Annotated in this window: 18 protein-coding genes; 5 read left to right on the top strand and 13 right to left on the bottom strand. The window is 37.2% G+C overall.

The window, feature by feature from the left end:
- Nucleotides 1–264: 264 nt before the first annotated feature.
- Together ABD769_RS03670 and ABD769_RS03665 are read left to right on the top strand one after the other, a co-directional pair.
- Nucleotides 265–405 (top strand): hypothetical protein, encoded by a 141-nt coding sequence (locus ABD769_RS03670; protein WP_344849524.1) that lies wholly within the window; start codon nucleotides 265–267, stop codon nucleotides 403–405.
- 181 nt (nucleotides 406–586) lie between these two features.
- Nucleotides 587–1,501, top strand: coding sequence for a Ppx/GppA phosphatase family protein (locus ABD769_RS03665; RefSeq protein WP_344849522.1), 915 nt, complete (start codon nucleotides 587–589; stop codon nucleotides 1,499–1,501).
- 54 nt (nucleotides 1,502–1,555) lie between these two features.
- Here ABD769_RS03665 and ABD769_RS03660 read toward each other — a convergent pair whose 3' ends face one another.
- The 10 genes from ABD769_RS03660 to ABD769_RS03615 form a co-directional block, all read right to left on the bottom strand.
- Entirely contained in the window at nucleotides 1,556–2,233 is a 678-nt protein-coding gene (locus tag ABD769_RS03660) for a hypothetical protein (protein WP_344849520.1), read from the bottom strand.
- Between the two features lie 52 nt (nucleotides 2,234–2,285).
- Entirely contained in the window at nucleotides 2,286–2,852 is a 567-nt protein-coding gene (locus ABD769_RS03655; RefSeq protein ID WP_344849518.1) for a Maf family protein, read from the bottom strand.
- 69 nt (nucleotides 2,853–2,921) lie between these two features.
- Nucleotides 2,922–3,308 carry a Spy/CpxP family protein refolding chaperone gene (locus ABD769_RS03650; protein WP_316827665.1) on the bottom strand — a complete coding sequence of 129 codons (387 nt, stop codon included), beginning with the start codon at nucleotides 3,306–3,308 and terminating at the stop codon, nucleotides 2,922–2,924.
- Between the two features lie 103 nt (nucleotides 3,309–3,411).
- Nucleotides 3,412–4,242 (bottom strand): universal stress protein, encoded by an 831-nt coding sequence (locus ABD769_RS03645; RefSeq protein WP_344849514.1) that lies wholly within the window; start codon nucleotides 4,240–4,242, stop codon nucleotides 3,412–3,414.
- Nucleotides 4,243–4,610: 368 nt separating this feature from the next.
- Nucleotides 4,611–5,138 carry a KdsC family phosphatase gene (locus ABD769_RS03640; protein ID WP_344849512.1) on the bottom strand — a complete coding sequence of 176 codons (528 nt, stop codon included), beginning with the start codon at nucleotides 5,136–5,138 and terminating at the stop codon, nucleotides 4,611–4,613.
- Between the two features lie 75 nt (nucleotides 5,139–5,213).
- The gene (gene iscX / locus ABD769_RS03635) at nucleotides 5,214–5,456 is read right to left on the bottom strand and encodes a Fe-S cluster assembly protein IscX (RefSeq protein ID WP_025143141.1); all 243 of its coding nucleotides are present in this window, start codon (nucleotides 5,454–5,456) and stop codon (nucleotides 5,214–5,216) included.
- Between the two features lie 98 nt (nucleotides 5,457–5,554).
- Nucleotides 5,555–5,887 carry a 2Fe-2S iron-sulfur cluster-binding protein gene (locus tag ABD769_RS03630; protein ID WP_025143142.1) on the bottom strand — a complete coding sequence of 111 codons (333 nt, stop codon included), beginning with the start codon at nucleotides 5,885–5,887 and terminating at the stop codon, nucleotides 5,555–5,557.
- A gap of 40 nt (nucleotides 5,888–5,927) precedes the next feature.
- A complete protein-coding gene (locus tag ABD769_RS03625) occupies nucleotides 5,928–6,692 on the bottom strand; it encodes a Rossmann-like and DUF2520 domain-containing protein (RefSeq protein WP_344849506.1) in 765 nt (254 codons plus the stop codon).
- A 4-nt stretch (nucleotides 6,693–6,696) separates the two neighbouring features.
- Nucleotides 6,697–9,165, bottom strand: a complete 2,469-nt coding sequence (locus ABD769_RS03620) for a heme lyase CcmF/NrfE family subunit (RefSeq protein ID WP_344849504.1) — start codon at nucleotides 9,163–9,165, stop codon at nucleotides 6,697–6,699.
- Nucleotides 9,166–9,173: 8 nt separating this feature from the next.
- Complete coding sequence (locus ABD769_RS03615) at nucleotides 9,174–9,608, bottom strand: cytochrome c maturation protein CcmE domain-containing protein (RefSeq protein WP_187593832.1); 435 nt, start codon at nucleotides 9,606–9,608, stop codon at nucleotides 9,174–9,176.
- 255 nt (nucleotides 9,609–9,863) lie between these two features.
- Here ABD769_RS03615 and ABD769_RS03610 point away from each other — a divergent pair, with 255 nt between their 5' ends.
- The 3 genes from ABD769_RS03610 to ABD769_RS03600 all read left to right on the top strand — a co-directional run bounded on the left by ABD769_RS03610 (nucleotide 9,864) and on the right by ABD769_RS03600 (nucleotide 14,085).
- A complete protein-coding gene (locus tag ABD769_RS03610) occupies nucleotides 9,864–10,544 on the top strand; it encodes a hypothetical protein (protein ID WP_344849501.1) in 681 nt (226 codons plus the stop codon).
- A 34-nt stretch (nucleotides 10,545–10,578) separates the two neighbouring features.
- Nucleotides 10,579–12,597, top strand: a complete 2,019-nt coding sequence (locus ABD769_RS03605; RefSeq protein ID WP_344849498.1) for a hypothetical protein — start codon at nucleotides 10,579–10,581, stop codon at nucleotides 12,595–12,597.
- A gap of 141 nt (nucleotides 12,598–12,738) precedes the next feature.
- Complete coding sequence (locus ABD769_RS03600; protein ID WP_344849496.1) at nucleotides 12,739–14,085, top strand: hypothetical protein; 1,347 nt, start codon at nucleotides 12,739–12,741, stop codon at nucleotides 14,083–14,085.
- 247 nt (nucleotides 14,086–14,332) lie between these two features.
- Here the strand turns inward: ABD769_RS03600 and ABD769_RS03595 are convergent, their stop codons facing one another.
- From ABD769_RS03595 to ccsA, 3 genes are all read right to left on the bottom strand, one after another.
- Entirely contained in the window at nucleotides 14,333–15,754 is a 1,422-nt protein-coding gene (locus ABD769_RS03595; protein WP_344849494.1) for a Glu/Leu/Phe/Val family dehydrogenase, read from the bottom strand.
- A gap of 438 nt (nucleotides 15,755–16,192) precedes the next feature.
- Nucleotides 16,193–16,411 carry a CcmD family protein gene (locus ABD769_RS03590; RefSeq protein WP_316844405.1) on the bottom strand — a complete coding sequence of 73 codons (219 nt, stop codon included), beginning with the start codon at nucleotides 16,409–16,411 and terminating at the stop codon, nucleotides 16,193–16,195.
- A 1-nt stretch (nucleotide 16,412) separates the two neighbouring features.
- Complete coding sequence (gene ccsA, locus ABD769_RS03585; RefSeq protein ID WP_344849488.1) at nucleotides 16,413–17,075, bottom strand: cytochrome c biogenesis protein CcsA; 663 nt, start codon at nucleotides 17,073–17,075, stop codon at nucleotides 16,413–16,415.
- Between the last annotated feature and the right edge of the window lie 90 nt (nucleotides 17,076–17,165).

The following is a 17,165-nucleotide window of genomic DNA, read 5'->3' as shown; positions in this document are numbered from 1 at the left end:
GACCGCTAAAATCTAATTTTTCTGCTAAATTTGTCATGATCTTAGTTCTCTTGTTTGTTTAAATTTAACAATTGTGGCTGCTAAAGACCACTTGAACTAAGATCACTTTTATTACATAGATACTGATAGCAATGGTATTTCGGCAAACTAACTTTAATTTAGCACTAACATTAACGAAATTTAATGAATAGCAGGACCACAGCCTCCAAAGAACTACTGTTTCTGCTTTCCAAAAAAAGAAAATAGCTCAAAAATTTAAGCCTTTTGAAAAGCAATTGCAGTGCTTATTTTAATGTTAGCCGGGCTATACGCTATAGTCCCGATGAAGAATCGGGAGCTGCCGCTACTATCCCGTTTACTAACAGTGGCTGGTACTACTATTTATGGAGCCGGGCAATAGCCTAAATTTTTACGAATCGCTATGTTGCCAAAGGCCACAAACCCTGAAAAAATAAACCTGATAGCAATGGTATTTCGGCAAACTAACTTTAATTTAGCACTAACATTAACGAAATTTAATGAATAGCAGGACCATAGCCTCCAAAGAATTACTGTTTCTGCTTTCCAAAAAATAAAAATTAAAAATATGCGCGTTGCCGTTATCGATCTTGGAACCAATACCTTCCACTTGCTTATTGCCGAAACAGCCGGAAAAGAACTGGAGATCCTCTACAAAACTAATGTGCCGGTTAAACTGGGCGAAGGAAGAATTAACGATAACATCATCATTCCTGCAGCATTTGAGAGAGGTGTAAATTGCCTTCAAGATTTTAGTCATACCATTGCCAAATACAAAGCTGATAAAGTTCGGGCTACTGCCACCTCAGCCGTTCGGAGTGCCGAAAATGGACAGGATTTTGTTAAAGCTGTGAAAGAACACACCGGAATAACGATCGAAACCATTAGCGGAGACGAAGAGGCTGAGTTGATTTACCAGGGTGTTAAGCTGAGTGGTGCCATTAACGATCTTTCGCTCATTATGGATATTGGGGGCGGAAGTGTAGAATTTATCCTTTGTGATACCGAAAAACTGATCTGGAAAAAAAGTTATAACATTGGCGCCGCACGTTTAATGCAGCAATTTTTTAAATCAGACCCGATCTCGGATGAGGACAAAAATGCCATTTTATTCCATGTTCAAAATCAGCTCAAAGATCTTTTCAACATCTGCGAAAAATACCAGCCAAAAGTGCTGATCGGATCAGCTGGTGCATTTGAAACCTTTGCAGAATTGATGATCAGAAAAAATAACCTGAAAACAGACATTAGCAAGGCTAAAACCTTCGGATTTAGTTTCGACGATTATACCGAAATAGCAGGAAAATTACTGAATTCAACTCATCAGGAAAGATCTGCAATGCCTGGAATAATCCCTTTAAGGGTTGATATGATTGTAATTGCTGCTTTGATTACAAATTATGTATTGGGCAGGTCGAAAATAAACAGGTTAACACTGTCTACATATGATTTAAAAATGGGTGTTCTGGCCAGCCTAACATAAAAAAAATGATCCATCAGCAGATGGATCACCGAGTTAGCGTATATTAATTTAGGATTATTTCTTAATTGGCATAATTGCAATTTCTCCCATAATCATCGGTTCAGCTTTTTTTAACTGAAGATTATTTTGTTTCTCTTTAAAAAAATCGAGCGTTAAAAACGCAGAATAACGGATGCTTTCAACAATCAGCTGGTTTTTACTGCTATTAAACTTACTATCTAAAAGAATTTCGTAGCGACCGTTTTTATCGGTTAAAGTGGCGTATTTTGTGTCAAGAATGGATAACCTGATCCCGGCAGCTGGCTTTTTATCTGCGCCAATAACGTAACCATATATTTTTTTGGGTACAACGGGCTTTTTATCATCCGTTTTGTTATTTATACTTTTTGTGATTTCAATTGGCATTTTAAGGTTTTCAGCCCTTGCATCCATTACGAAAATGCTCATACCAATAGCCAGTACACCAAGATATTTCATCCAGTTCCGGTTACGGGTTGGTACAATGGATAATTGAAGGTTAAGCTGATTTAGCTGGCTTTGGCTTAAGCGACCACATACAGAAGAGCCTGAACTGGCCAATACCTGAATAATTTCGGCGCTGGTATAACCTGAAAAATCGATTACGTTTTTGCTGCAGGCTGTACAGAAATTAAAACCTGCTCCTTTTTCCATTTCGTCCCAGTTTTGTGAGCAGGGTTCGGCAATGGTAACTTCGTTAATTCTCGTTTTCATGTGGCGTGTTTTCTTAGATGATGAAAATCTTAAGAAAATTCCACAAAGAGATTTAAATAAATTTTAACAACTCGTTATAAAGCTTCTCGGTAGGTAGCCCCATTACATTGGTGTAAGAGCCTTCAATCCGTTTTACTACCACAATGCCCCACCAATCCTGCACGCCATAACTTCCGGCTTTATCAAAGGGTTGGTAGTTGTCGATATAGAAATCGATTTCTTCGCTTGTAACCGCTTTACAATAAACTTCTGTCCTATCGTAGAAAGAATGGCTTTTATCTCTTTTAACAATGGTTACACCTGTAAAAACTTCATGTGTACTTCCTGATAGTTTATGTAACATTTCCTGTGCATGTGCACGATCAGTTGGTTTACCCAAAATTTCGCCATTTAAAGCTACAATGGTATCAGCGGTGATTACAATTTCGCCATCTCCGGTAAAAGCCTTTGCTTTTTGCTCGGAAATATAAACTGCAATTTCTGCCGGACTTAAACCATCAGGATAACTTTCATCCACATCTTTTAATTCTACTTTAAAGTTTAGGCCCATTAGGGTTAAAAGTTCTTGCCTGCGTGGCGATTTGGAGGCTAAAACGATAGGAGGAAAATTTACAGGCATATTTTAATTTTTTGCTAAAATAAGAAAAGCGGCATAAAGCCGCTTTCTTATTTAATATTTTAACAAGATTTAGTTGTTTCCACCACCTTGTCTGCGTTTTTCCATTTCGGCACGTTGCTCTTTTTGCCAGGTTTCGTAAGTTTTTTTCTGATCGTCTGTTAATACTGCAGTCACTTTTGCATCGTTATCGGCACGCATTTTTTGCATTTTCTCTCTCATCGCATCTCTATCGCCACCTTGCATTTCTTCACGCATTTTTTTCATGGTTTCTGCCTGCTCAGTAAAAACAGTTGTTAATTTTGTTTTTTGATCATCAGATAACTTTAATTTTTCGTCTAACTGTTTTACACGTTCTTCAGGCTTCATCATCATTCTGCCTTGTCCACCACCTTGTTGCGCGTTAGCGAAACCAGCTATTCCTAGCATCAATCCGCAAATCATCATTAATTTTTTCATGTTGTTTTTGTTGTTTTTGGTTGAAAATTGAGCATGTTGGAGTGTGTAAAAAAGCAAAAGTTTAATCTGTAAATGTAACTTAGCTGTTGCAGATTAATACAAACTAATCTTTCAATAACAGCACAGGTACATGCGATTTAATCGTCAGTTTTTGGGATACACTTTCGTGCAGCAAGCTTTCGAAAAAACTATATTTTTTGGGTAGCGCGATAATCAGCTGTGCTTCTTCACTTTTAGCAAATTTCACAATGCCTTTAATCGTATCCGGATGATCGGAATAATGGTAGGCCGGAGAAAAATCTTTGAGCATCTCGTGTAAAAAATGTTCTTCTTCCGAGTCGATGGTATGACCAGAATTGATATTGAGAACCAGAAGTTCAAGAGCATGTTTGCTCAGGATATTTTTTAAGGCATGCATTGGGATTACCTCTTTAACCTTTTTAAAATCGCAGGCTAAAATGGCTTTACGGATAGATTGATAACCCGCTTTAGGCGGTACAACCAAAACCGGCACCGGACTTGATTTGGAAATTTTAATGGCATTTGAACCGATATCACTTTCATCTTTAGCTTTTTTACCGTTGCTACCGATAATAATCAATTCTATCTCTTCCCTGTTTACCCGATCGATAATTGATCTTAGCAACGTTTCTCTTGTCAGGTAAATTTCTATTTCAGCCTGAGCATTTATTTCCAGCATTTTTGCCTTTAATTTTTCGAGGGCTTCCATCCTTTTGGTAATTTCATCAGCAATGTGCTCATCAGTAGTAATTACCATATCCGGCGTTGGCAGAATGCTCTCATATTCGGAAACATAGTAAGCATTAAGCAGGATAATTTTTGAGTTTTCCATTGCAAAACTCAGCCTGGCGGCATATCTGGCAGCATGATCTGCCGTTTTAGAAAAATCTACGGGTACAAGGTATGTGCTCATATTATTAAAATTAACATTTTTACATTGATAATTTAATCAATCGATTGATTAAATTATCAATGTAAATTTCGCATATAATCTTATTTATTGCAAATTTTAAGGAGGAAGATTTATAACGGGAAGGTCATTCTGGTAGGTAGTGCGTAGCTAAAGATCCTTCGACTATGCTCAGGAGGACAATCGCAAAAAGTGAATGACCAATATTTAATTTACAATGACCAAGTGTAGAAACCTACTACTAAATTATTTCTTGAAAATACTTGTAGAGAGATCCTTCGACTACGCTCAGGATGACAATTGCGCTTATGGTAGTGACTAATGTTCTACTAGCAATTATTAATTAACTAACGACCATTGAACCAATAAACCTATTTCCCCGAATCAGCGGCGTTTGGATTTTCATCATGCCATCTGCCCTGTACTTTCATTACTTTTTCGATAATATCACGGACAGCGGTTTTGCCCCCATTGTAAGGAGATATAAATGTAGAAATGGCTTTGATTTCTTCTACAGCATCAGCCGGACAGGTTGGAAGGCCTACTAGTTTCATCACTTTAAGATCCGGAATATCATCGCCCATGTAGAGCACTTCGCCAGCTGTAATGTTTTTATCCTGAAGATATTGATTAAAAATGGCCACCTTATCTCCGGTACCAAGAAAAACATCGGTTACACCAAGGTTAAAGAAACGTTTGCCCATGGCAATGCCATCACCGCCGGAGATAATACAAACGTTGTATCCCCTTTTTACTGCCAATTGCATGGCATAACCATCTTTAATGTTAAAAGTACGCAGAGACTGACCATTATCAGTAACCTGAACAGATCCATCGGTAAGCACACCATCTACATCGAAAATGAAAGTGGTAATCTCTTTTAGTTTTTGGAGAAACATTTTTAGCTGGGAGTTTTAAGCTTGGAGTTAGGAGTTAAGCCGACTCAGGACTAAAGACTCCGAACTCATGACTAATTACTGATTATCTCTCCACTCGTAAACCCAGGCCGATTGGATTTGCTCTAAATGGCCTTCGCTGCTTTCCTCACGTGTACCTTTAAAGTTTGGTAAAGACAATACCCATTCTAACAGTTCGGTAAAGCGGATACGGTAGATTTTGGCTTCGGTAAAATCATCGCCAAATTTCTCATATAAAGACATTGCAATATCTTCGTAATCGTTCCAGTAAAAAGGTAAGGCAAATTTATCGTTGTTCATGTTTTGTTTGTTCGTTGTTGAAAAAGGTTTAAATGTTGTAAAGTTTTAATGTTGAAAAGTTTCAGACTGGGAACTAAGGACTTTAGACTCCAGACTAACTAGTGCCCCATAAAACCAGACTGGTCCGGAATGGTTACTTCAATATCGCCGTTAATTACCACACACTGGCAGCCTAAACGGGAAGTAATTTTCGGACGTACGGCCCTATCAATAAAATCTTCTTCTTTATCAGAAATCTCTTCGATATTATCCATGCCCTTTGTTACATATACATGGCAGGTACTGCAACCACAAACACCACCGCAGTTGTGTTGTAATTCGATTCCGTTATCCAGGCAAACATCTAAAACAGATTCGCCCGCTGCTATTGGCAATTCAATAGATTCGTGATCTGCTTCTTCAAAATTTATTTTTAGTTTAAAAATGCTCATAATTATTTTGCAAAAGTAACAAGCAAAAGCCGTAATTATGCTATTTCGGCATTAATTTTATGCTATTGCTTAGTGTTTGATAAATGTTCTGCAATTCGGGCATATCATTTAGCATGCTCAAATGCTTATTTAAAGTGTTTTCGTCGTCCCGTACCGCTGGTCCCGTCTGCACATTTTCGGGCAGATTAGCCATTACTTTGTCGGCCGTTTCAGCAATCAAAGGCCTGATGATTTCAAAATCCAAACCATTCTGGTTTAAAATTTTATTGGCTAACGCATATAAGTGATTTGGAAAATTACAGGCAAATACGGCAGCAAGATGCAATACTTTTCTCTTCTCCCCATCCAACTCATAAACCTGGCTGCTGATTTTATGAGCCAAATTGCTTAAAATAGCTAACTGGTCACTATCGCTTGCTTCGATACAAAGTGGAATATTTTCAAATGAAACTTCTTTGCTTTTCGAAAAAGTTTGTAGCGGATAAAAAACCCCTGCTTTTCTTACCTGCGAAGCCAAAACATCAATATCGGTAGTGCCAGAAGTATGTACCACCAAACCATTAACCTTTTTTAAAGATGCAGCAACAGTTCCAATGGCATCATCTTTTACCGAAATGATATATAAATCAGCATCCTGCTTAACTTCATTTAAATCAGCTATAGCTTCAGCGCCAATCAATTGCGTCAATAAGCTTGCATTATCCAGGTTTTGACTGTACACCTGCACGATCTCTTCGCCTTTGCTTTTTAAAGCTTTTGCTAAGTGCGTGGCAACATTTCCAGAACCTAATAAAACAATTTTCATGATTTTATGCGGCTTTGGCCTCTTTTCTTCTTCTAAAAATTGAAAGTAAGAAACCCACTACCATTACAATAGTACCAGCCCAGTATAAATTGATGAATGGAAATTCAATAGCTTTAAAAACAACCCAGTCTTTAGCCTGCTGCGGTTTTTCAAAAATCTGCAACTCTACTTTTTTCTCGTCCGGTAAAACCCTTGAGAAACGGAATTTCAAATCTAATTCTTCCACTTTACGGGCGAAATCGAAAGTATTATTTCCTTTTATTAAGAAAATAGGCTCTGTGTTATAAATCTTTCCGGCAGCATTAATTTCTAATGGTAAACCAACCGCATAATCACCTTGTGCCAAAGCTAAATCCTTAGCGGTAGGTTTTCTGTTCAGATCTTTAACCGTTACAATTCCGCTGGTGGTATGGATGGTATCCCCTACCGAAACCTTAACAATCCGTGGCTCTTTATAATTTTCATCATCCGAATGACCTTCGTGATCACCGTGCGATTCTTTTTTAATGGCTGCACTGGTAATGTGGGTATAAACATCGTATGTTAAATAATGCTTGGTATCAGGAGATGCAATTAAGCCCATCTTCTCATTATCCTGCACATGTGGATGTAAGTTAAAGTCTTCTTTAACCTTACCGGTTTTTTCATCTATTACTTTAAAATTAAGCTCGTAAATGGTGTTTGGAGCTTTTGTGGTATCGCTAACATAAGTTACGGTGTACTTGCCCATCTTTTTAGGCTCGTTTTTATATAACATGATGTTTTCGCCAGGTTTCTCCGTTTTCTCAAAATCCTTTACCGGAATAAAATTATTCGCATTGATGGATAAAGGTTTGTTGGTGGCAGCAGAAATCAGCGCCCCTAAAATTAAGAAAGCAAAACCGATGTGTGCAATCGCAGATCCGGCCAGTTTGGCCTTTCCACCAAAAGCCTGGTATAAAATTGCAGCGTTAGAAAGCACTGCAAATAAACAGCTAAAGGTAATCAGGATGTACATGGTGTTGGTATAAATATCGGCTACATATACCAAACCTGCAGTTAATACGATCGAGAAAATAATGGCAGATACTAAACTGCTGTAAAATTTACGCGGATCGGTTCTTTTATATTTTAAATATTGAGAGAAACCAGAAATTAACGTAATTAATACTGCAAATGGAGCCTGCCACTGGTTGTAATATTTAACGGCATCAATAGGCGGCGTAAAATTAGTGCCAAATGCTTTGTTAAATACCGGAACTGAAGTAGAGAAAATTACCTGGATACAGGCAATGGTTACCACTAAAGCACCAATGAACATCCAGAATTCGCGGGAGTAAGTTTCTTCATCTTTGGTTGTAATCGGCAATTCCTTCCATCTTATTACAATTAACGCTACTGCCAAAACAGCAAACACCACATTATAAAGGATCAGGTGACCAAACATGCCCATATCGGTGAACGAGTGTACAGAAGTATCACCTAAAATTCCGCTCCGGGTTAAGAATGAAGCATAAAGTACCAATAAGAAACTTAAAAATACAAGGGCAATTGCAGTAAAATAAGCATGACCTGTATTTTTATAGGCTATCATTACGTGTACCGCTCCGATTAAGGTTAACCATGGAATCAGTGATGCGTTTTCAACCGGATCCCATGCCCAGAAACCACCAAAGTTTAATGCTTCGTAAGCCCAGAACGACCCCATGATAATACCTGTACCTAAAACCATTACCGCAAAAAGCGTCCATGGCATAGCAGGCTTAATCCATTCTTTATATCTTTTTTGCCATAAAGCAGCAATTCCATATGCAAAAGGCACTACCATACTGGCAAAACCCAAAAACAGGGTTGGCGGATGGATTACCATCCAATAGTTTTGCAATAATGGGTTTAAACCTCTGCCATCGGTAATAAATTTAAGGTAATCTTTAAAGTTTTCTGGATTGGCAAAAACAACCGGCGCCATGGCTTTTAAATCAACAGCATCTCTTAACAGGATAAACGGAGAACTTCCGATACGCTCACCGAAAATCGAAATTCCCAATAACATGGAGCTTAAAAACACCTGAGAAAAAGCGACAACCGTCATTACAGGATTTTCCCACGATTTAGCTTTCCAGATTAACAATGCGCCTAAAAACGACTGCCAGAAAGCCCATAACCAGAAACTTCCCTCCTGTCCTTCCCAAAAGGCCGAAATGATATAATAAACCGGCAGTTCTTTTGAAGAGTGGAAATAAACATAACTGTATTCGTTGTAGTGACCAAGAACGAGGTAGAACAAAATTGCACCAATACCAATAATACTCGCAAAATTGATCAGAAATCCAATCCGGCCTAAGTTTCTCCAGGATTTTTCTTCTAAATTTTTATCGCGACTGGCAAAAAAATACGATATGGTAGATAGTAATGATGCACTAAATGCCAGAACAATAAAAAACTGTCCGATTTTACCTGGTAACAGGTGTTCGCCTACAAATTGAATATCCATTAAATAAATTAGTTATATTTTTTCCCGCCGTCTTTGCTTACTTCTTCAACTTTGCCGTCCTTATTCACCTCTACCAGGTTATCGTTATATTTAGAAGGGCATTTCATTAAAATTTTCGATGCGTAGAATTTGTCCTGATCCATTTTACCGATCAATACCAGTTTTTCAGATTTTTCAAAATCCTGTGGCTTGGTACCTGCATAGATTACCTCTCTCACTTCTCCTTTTTCATCTTTCATGTGGAATGAAAAATGGTTGGCGTCTTTTAAAGCGTCGTAATAAGTACCCATTGATTTTTCCCAGTAGCCCATAACATGCTCTTCTTTACCAGAAAGCGTGGCCTGTTTGAAATTAGAGTAGGTATCGGTATTTGCATTTAAGCTAAATAAAATCCCTACGGAAATAGCAATGGTAATTAACCCAATGATTGCACTTTTCTTCATGTTGATATGTATTGTAAAAGCTGGCAACAAAGATAGAAAAATAGGCTTAGCAAGCATTCTTTTACATTTTTCTTGTCTTTATATTGACAATTACCTGATTTTTGAGGCACAATATTTTAAAGAATGACAAAATTCATCATCCATTTTTGCGAATATCTTAAATCGCTTAAAAGTCCGGACTGAAATTCTTAAGTTTGGTCCATCAGATAATCATTTCTTTTTTACATTTCATTGTAAAACATAAACCTCTTAAATATGCACCCGAAACAACTTTATAAGCTGCTGTTATTTGTATTGCTGATCCCCGTTTTAAGTTCCTGTTTTGAAGTGATCGAAGAAATCAGCATGAAAAATGATGGTACAGGCGATGTTATTCTTACCATTAATTTAAGCCAGAGTAAAACCAAGGTGGCTTCGGTAATGCTATTGGATAGTGTACAGGGTTACAAAGTGCCCAGCAGGCAGAAAATTCAGCAGGAACTGAATGAAGCGGTGGCCTATTTAAAAAAATCAGAAGGCATATCGAACGTAAAAAGCAGCAGCGATTTTAACAATTACATCGCTACCATCAGTTTTTCTTTTAAGGATGTTTCAAATATCAATAACATTACTAAAAACATTCTGGCGCAACAGAAAATTAAGGCTACCAATACCTCATCTTATGCTTACAACAAAACCACAAAAACCTTTAGCAGGAAATACCAGGCGATAGGCACGGCTAAAACTGAATTTAACAAATTGAAGGCAAAAGACAAAGCTGTTTTTAATGGTGCAACCTATACGAGCATCTATCGTTTCGAATCTCCTGTAACAAGTAGCACCAACCCGGCATCAAATGTGTCGAAATCTAAAAAGGCCGTAATGTTAAAAAGCAGCATCATGGATTTAATCAACGGAAAAATTAACGCATCGAACACCATACAACTATCTAAATAAAATCATCACTACTACTACAAGAAAATCTATCTAAATGAAAAAAATTCTAATTGCCATCTCCCTCTTTTTATCATTTAACCTGACGCAGGCGCAGGATCTGGTCAAAAAAATCCCTTCAAATGCTTTCACAGTGGCCACCATTAAAGGCGACAATGTTTTTAAACTGATGTTTGTAAAAGATTTTAACGAATCTTTTGTAGGCAAAAAGTTATTAACGGAAACTTCTAAATCATTAGATAAAAATTTTACCAGTATTGAAGATTTCGGTATTAACCTGGAGAAAAATATGTACTACTTTAACCAGTTGAGCGATAGTATTACTTACAACTGTTTTTTGATCCCGATAAAGGATGCAAAGAAATTTGAAAGCCTGATTAATAACAAAGAGAAAAAATATAGCCAGCAGGGTGATATCCGTACCATGGTTTTGCCTGATAGTACCAGCATCGTTAAATGGAACAACAACATGCTTTATTTTGTAACCGGCAGTATTAGAAGTTCATTTTTTGCCGATTCGGCTAAATCTGCGCGCTACGGTATAAAAGATATCAGGTTCCAGAGCGATGATGCGCTGGCAGTTGATAGCACAGCAGTATTAGCAGATTCTGCCGTTGCGGTTACAGCCGAGCCTATGGTTGAAGTTGTTGAAGCCCCGGTTATTGAAAAAGCAAAAGTTCAGAAAAAACCGACAATCAAAAAGAATATTAAAAAAACTGTTGCAACAAAAAAAACAGGTAAAAAGAAAACTTCTAAAAAAGCGAAAAAAGTTAAGGATCAACCTCTTGATGTCATCTATCCTGAAGAAACAGTTGATAGAACGGGCATAACTCCTGTACACGGTCAAATTAATGAACAATATGATGCTTACCAACAGGAACGGGCAGAGCAGGATGCCAAGAAAAAAAGGCTCGCTTTTACCTGGATGAATGCTCAGGCCGATCAGATTTTCAACGGTACTTACGAATCCATAGAAAGCAATAAATCTTATACCGCAAGTTTGGATAATAAAGCCATAGCAGAGCTTTGGGTATCGAGCTTACAGGATGTTTACAATTCTATTTCGCCAGAATTTGGTACTTATGGCAAAGCAGGATTGATGACTGGTTATGGCAGCTTAAACGCTAAACTTTTTATGGATAATAAAAGTTTCCGCATTTCTACAGGTTTAGAACTGGCCCAGGAACAGGCTGACGCTTATAAAAAAATCATGAACCGGAAATTAAATAAAAAGTTCCTGAATTATGTAAACAGCGAAAAAGCCCTTGGTTTTATGAGCTATTCTATTGATACCAAAGCATATCTGGAAGAATTCCCAAAATTACTAAAACAGACCTACGGCTCTTTTTTAGGAGGCAAAATGGATGAAGAAATAGATCTTGGAACCGACCTGTTTTCACTTTTATTGGATGAAGAAGCGGTAAGCAAAGTAATTAAAGGTGATGCCCTGTTCGTTATAAACGGATTAAAATCCAAAGAAGTTACCTACACCACTTACGAATACGACGACGATTACAAACAGAAAGAAGTAACAAAAACCAAAAATGAAACTTTGCCCGATTTCCTTTTTATGTTCTCATCAGAAGACCATAGGTTGATTGACAAACTGATTAAATATGGCATCCATAAAAACATGGTAACGGTTGAAAACAACATTTATAAAATCCAGGAAAAGAAAAGTCCGGTTGATATTTACTTTATGATCAAAGATGGCATTGTGTTTTTTGGCAATTCGTTAAGCGAGATGCAAAGCATCAGTAATAATCAATACACTAATAAAATCAGCAAGTTGCATAAAGATTTATTGAGCAAAAACAATTTCAGCTTTTTATTTAATGCCAAAAACCTGGTGGGTAAAGTTCCTGATTCGGAAATTGGCGGAGTAGAAACCGCTAAGAAATTTAACAGCACTTTAGAAAAAATGGGCAATGTGTACATGAAATCGAACCCGATAAAAGGCAGATTGGTTTCGGCTGATATCAGCGCAGAAATCCCTAACGGACATGAAAATGCATTGAAATATTTGTTTTCGTTAATTGAGAACGCAGCTAAATAGTTCGGAGTTGGGAGTTTTTAGTTTGGAGAACCTAACCAATTAAAATGGTGTAAAGTTTGAAGGTTGCAATTTGCAAACCAATGGCTAATGAACTAATCAACAGTTAACCGATTAACCAATTTATACAGTTAACCATTCTCAATGAAAAAATTCCTTAAAATAACAGCAGCGATAGTAATATTGCTGCTTGTTTTTTTTGCTGGTGTTTTAAAATACCGGAAATATCAGGTGACGCAAACGCTGATTCCGAAAAATGCTACCGGTATTATTAAAATCAATGTTGATGAGCTTTATCAAACCATTGTATTGAATATGATCGGTAATCCAGGTTATTATCTAAAATCTGATGTTAAGAAAGGAGCCGCTATTAAAATTGATAAATATGCCACCGGCCTTTCAATCCCAGCGAGTATTTATTTCTATAACCTTGCCACACAGCCTGCTGGCACTGTATTTTCCCGTCTGGACATAAAAAACAGCACAGATTTCGAAAATTTTATTAAAAATGTGCTTCACCTGCAAATTATAAAAAAAGCAAAAGGCATTAGTATGGCCAAATCGCGATTGGGTAATTTTATGCTCTGTTACAATAATAAAGCAGTTGCAATGGTAATAACGACCCAGATTAGAAACTTCGAACCGATTTTAACTGATATTTTAAACCAGAAAAATATGATTAAAGCAAGCGAAAGTAAGCTTAATGAGGTACTGGATCAAAACGGGCATATCATATTTGCCAATGCTGAAAATAATGGCAGGATTGATTTTAAGAGCGGAAGTGTTAATTTTAGCTATGTATTTTTAGCCAAAGATATTTTACCTGCAGCACAATCTGTTCATCATCAAATAAATCCAATCAGCACGGTTTCATTCTGGTTAAATGCAAACCTAAAACCAGGTGATCATAAAATTTACAAGTTTAAAAACTTCAGTTTAGAACAGGATAGCTTAATTAAATATTACAATGGAAAGCTGGATTTTGAATGGACAAATTCCATCACACAAACTGATTCTGTTATCACCTACGAATACAATGATGACTTTGAGAAGGTTGAAAAAGTAAGCTTACAGAAGCGAAATATTCCTTCCATTTCAGTTAATGTCGGCTGGAAAGGCAATGGACTAAAAAACTACCTGGCTAAGCAGGGCTTGATTAATTTAGATAGCAACACAGTAAATAAAAATGCTTTTCCGCTTTATAAAGTGTTTGTGAACAGTAACAGGGAAAACTTAAATTTCTCAACAGTTAAAAACCAAAATTTCTCAACCTCAAAAGTTACTTCAACAGATTTTCTTTATTTAAATGTTAATCTGATTAAACTGGGCCAACAAATGGAAACGCCATTCATTAACAGCTATTTTAAAACGCTCAGGAATTTAGAAGTTAAAGGAAAATTATTGGATAATAAAAAAGTTCAAATTGATGGTAAAATTGAATTGAAAAACGGGGATATTAATGCTTTGTATCAGATTTTGAAGGGCTTGTAAAATAAAGTTCGTCATCTCGACCGGAACACAGTGGAGCGCCCGCCTGCTTCGGACAGGGAGAGATCTATCTCGAGATAGATTTAGCTTTGCTGAGCCTTCGGGTTCTCGACTTCGCTGCGCTTCGCTCGAAATGACGATATTTTTTGAGGGGACAAAACAAAAAAGCGCTGTAGATAACCTACAACGCTTTTGAATAAGATTGCTTCATCCTGATAAAAAAACAGGATTCGCAATGACGATTAGTTTATTATGGCCAAACGCCTAAGTTCATATAAGAAACCGCAATTTTATCAATTGAATTTACAAAAGCAGCAGTTCTTAACGTCTGCGTGCCAGGTTTAGTCATCAATGTTTCGCGGATTTCGTGGTAAGAATGGATCATGGTATCTTCCAGACCAGAGTTTACCAATTCCATTTCTGATGCACCTTTAACAATCATTAAACGGTGTTCAGGAAGGATGGTTTTACCGGTTAAGTTCTCTAAAGTAGCAATTAAGTTAGCGTTTGAATTGGCCGCATAACGGTTCTCCATACGCCCGAATGCCACGTGAGAAAGGTTTTTTAACCACTCAAAATAAGAAACCGTTACACCACCTGCGTTACAGTACATATCGGGGATGATGATACCACCCATTTCGGTAAAAATAGCTTCAGCTTCTGGTGTAGTTGGTCCGTTTGCACCTTCAGCAATAATTTTTGCTTTAATGTTACGGATATTAAGTTCGGTAAACTGGTTTTCTAAAGCAGCCGGAACGATGATATCGCAATCCTGCTCTAAACCTTCCATTGAGTTTTTGAAGCTTGTAGCGCCAGGGAAATCAAGGATAGATCCTGTATTTTTACGGTGTGCAAAAACCTCATCAACGTTTAATCCGTTGGCATTGTAAATGGCACCTTCAAATTCACAAAGTCCAACAATGGTAGCACCAAATTCAGCCAAGAATTTAGCAGAGTGATAACCCACATTACCCAATCCCTGAACAATTACCCTTTTATCGCCTAAACCAGCTTTAAAACCGATTTTAGCCATATCTTCGGCAACTTCAACACATTCGCGTACGGCATAAGCCACACCACGACCGGTAGCCTCTTTACGGCCACGGATACCGTGCAAAGCAATTGGTTTACCGGTTACGCAACCTAAAGCATCAAGCTGGCCAGGGTTCATGGTCATATAAGTATCAGCTATCCAGCTCATTTCGCGCTCACCTGATCCATAATCAGGAGCAGGAACATCAATACCGGGACCGATAAAGTTTTTCTTAATTAATTCTGTTGTATAACGACGGGTAATGGTTTCCAGTTCGGCAACACTGTATTGTTTGGTGTTGATTTTGATACCACCTTTTGCACCACCAAACGGAACGTTAACGATGGCACATTTGTAGGTCATTAAAGCTGCAAGTGCCATCACCTCATCTTCGTTAACCATTTCGCTGTAACGGATACCACCCTTTGTAGGGCTCATGTGGTGAGAGTGCTCTACGCGCCAGGCGTCAATTACTTCAAAACCGTTTCCGCGGCGGATTGGGAACTGGAAACGATATACACTATTACATGTTTTAATCTGGTTCAATAAACCTTCGGGATGATTGGTGAATTGAGCCGCACTGTCAAAGTTTTTACAAACATCTGCAAAGAACTTGTTCTCGTCTGCTAGATTAGCCATTATTTATTTTTTATATTGAATAAGTTTTTGCTGCAAAATTGCCTAAAAAAACTGCACATATCCAAATGCAAAAACACTTAGTGTACAGCTAACACCACCCTGTTTCTGTTAAATAACAGGCTTTATACCGATTATGGAAAACTGTTCAAAAACAACACCTAAACTGGTTTAAACAGCGATATCTCGACTCGTCATCATAATTAAAACGACTATTTTTATAGGTTTTATGAATGCTTATTCTGCCGAAAAAAAATTATAAAAAAAATATCCACAAAGCTATTTTATTGCAATACTGATTAACCAAAGAACAAAAACAGCATTATAATTACGAATATTATAAATTATGCATCAGAAATAAGACATAAAAAAAAGAGATCAAATGATATTGATCTCCTTTAAATTTTAATCCGGACAACTGTAGTCATCATCCAGCACATGTTATTTTTCGATATGGTTTTCTTTTTCGATTTTCTTTAATCTTTTATCAATAGAGAAAAGATAGGCCAGCAAGCCAACCAGGATAATTACGATACAGATTACCACAACATATATCTTTCCATTGCTACGAAGGCTATCGGCCATTTCTACGCCATTATCCTGTGCAAATAACTGCATGGTGGCCATCATTAATATCAGGGAGAAAAATATCTTCTTCATTTTAGTTATGTTGTTGTTTGTTTTCAATATTACGAATTCTGAAACGGATGGTATATACCCAATAACCGATTAATATCCAGCCTAAACATGCGGGATAGAATACCATGCGCATGCGACTATCTAAATCGTAACTGTTAAAACCAGGGTTACCGCCATTGCCCGGATGTAATGAATCTTTTAAACGTGGAAGCACGAAAAGCAATACAACCATCATCGGGAAGGCAAAAATATTGTAAATAGCAGAAATTTTAGCCCTTTTCTGTTCTTCATCAATCGCATTACGGAGAATAAGGTAGGCAAAATACAATAAAATGGATATGGCAGCAAAATTTTGTTTAGGATCAAAGCTCCAAAACTGTCCCCAGGTGTATTTTGCCCAGATGGCCCCGGTTATTAAACCTAAAACACCAAAAATAATCCCTGCATTTACACTTTCTACGGCTTTAATATCATCTATTTCGTTTTTGCTGCTTAACGATTTTACACTGTAAAAAACAGAAATTGAAAAAAGAACGATCATGGCAAACCACATCGGAACATGGAAATACAGGTTACGGATTGTTTCGTTTAAGATTGCTAAATGAGGTACACCTAATAACAATCCTGCAATCGCAGTATAAATTACTAAAACTGAACCTAAAATTTTCCACCAGGTTTTATGCATACATATATAATTTTGAATGATTGAGTTTTGAATGAGAGAATGGTCTTTCTTCTGCCTTAAATAATCATAAAGGATTTCTCATTCTATAAT

This window comes from Pedobacter jeongneungensis (assembly GCF_039538295.1).
Lineage (GTDB): Bacteria > Bacteroidota > Bacteroidia > Sphingobacteriales > Sphingobacteriaceae > Pedobacter > Pedobacter jeongneungensis.
Note: the sequence above shows the minus strand (reverse complement) of the source record. Positions and strands in the feature narration are given on the sequence as shown.

Excerpts from the sequence above, each read along its gene's own strand:
- ABD769_RS03665 (WP_344849522.1), top strand. The coding sequence starts at position 587 with ATGCGCGTTGCCGTTATCGATCTTGGAACCAATACCTTCCACTTGCTT.
- ABD769_RS03660 (WP_344849520.1), bottom strand. The coding sequence starts at position 2,233 with ATGAAAACGAGAATTAACGAAGTTACCATTGCCGAACCCTGCTCACAA.
- ABD769_RS03655 (WP_344849518.1), bottom strand. The coding sequence starts at position 2,852 with ATGCCTGTAAATTTTCCTCCTATCGTTTTAGCCTCCAAATCGCCACGC.
- ABD769_RS03650 (WP_316827665.1), bottom strand. The coding sequence starts at position 3,308 with ATGAAAAAATTAATGATGATTTGCGGATTGATGCTAGGAATAGCTGGT.
- ABD769_RS03645 (WP_344849514.1), bottom strand. The coding sequence starts at position 4,242 with ATGAGCACATACCTTGTACCCGTAGATTTTTCTAAAACGGCAGATCAT.
- ABD769_RS03640 (WP_344849512.1), bottom strand. The coding sequence starts at position 5,138 with ATGTTTCTCCAAAAACTAAAAGAGATTACCACTTTCATTTTCGATGTA.
- iscX (WP_025143141.1), bottom strand. The coding sequence starts at position 5,456 with ATGAACAACGATAAATTTGCCTTACCTTTTTACTGGAACGATTACGAA.
- ABD769_RS03630 (WP_025143142.1), bottom strand. The coding sequence starts at position 5,887 with ATGAGCATTTTTAAACTAAAAATAAATTTTGAAGAAGCAGATCACGAA.
- ABD769_RS03625 (WP_344849506.1), bottom strand. The coding sequence starts at position 6,692 with ATGAAAATTGTTTTATTAGGTTCTGGAAATGTTGCCACGCACTTAGCA.
- ABD769_RS03620 (WP_344849504.1), bottom strand. The coding sequence starts at position 9,165 with ATGGATATTCAATTTGTAGGCGAACACCTGTTACCAGGTAAAATCGGA.
- ABD769_RS03615 (WP_187593832.1), bottom strand. The coding sequence starts at position 9,608 with ATGAAGAAAAGTGCAATCATTGGGTTAATTACCATTGCTATTTCCGTA.
- ABD769_RS03610 (WP_344849501.1), top strand. The coding sequence starts at position 9,864 with ATGCACCCGAAACAACTTTATAAGCTGCTGTTATTTGTATTGCTGATC.
- ABD769_RS03605 (WP_344849498.1), top strand. The coding sequence starts at position 10,579 with ATGAAAAAAATTCTAATTGCCATCTCCCTCTTTTTATCATTTAACCTG.
- ABD769_RS03600 (WP_344849496.1), top strand. The coding sequence starts at position 12,739 with ATGAAAAAATTCCTTAAAATAACAGCAGCGATAGTAATATTGCTGCTT.
- ABD769_RS03595 (WP_344849494.1), bottom strand. The coding sequence starts at position 15,754 with ATGGCTAATCTAGCAGACGAGAACAAGTTCTTTGCAGATGTTTGTAAA.
- ABD769_RS03590 (WP_316844405.1), bottom strand. The coding sequence starts at position 16,411 with ATGAAGAAGATATTTTTCTCCCTGATATTAATGATGGCCACCATGCAG.
- ccsA (WP_344849488.1), bottom strand. The coding sequence starts at position 17,075 with ATGCATAAAACCTGGTGGAAAATTTTAGGTTCAGTTTTAGTAATTTAT.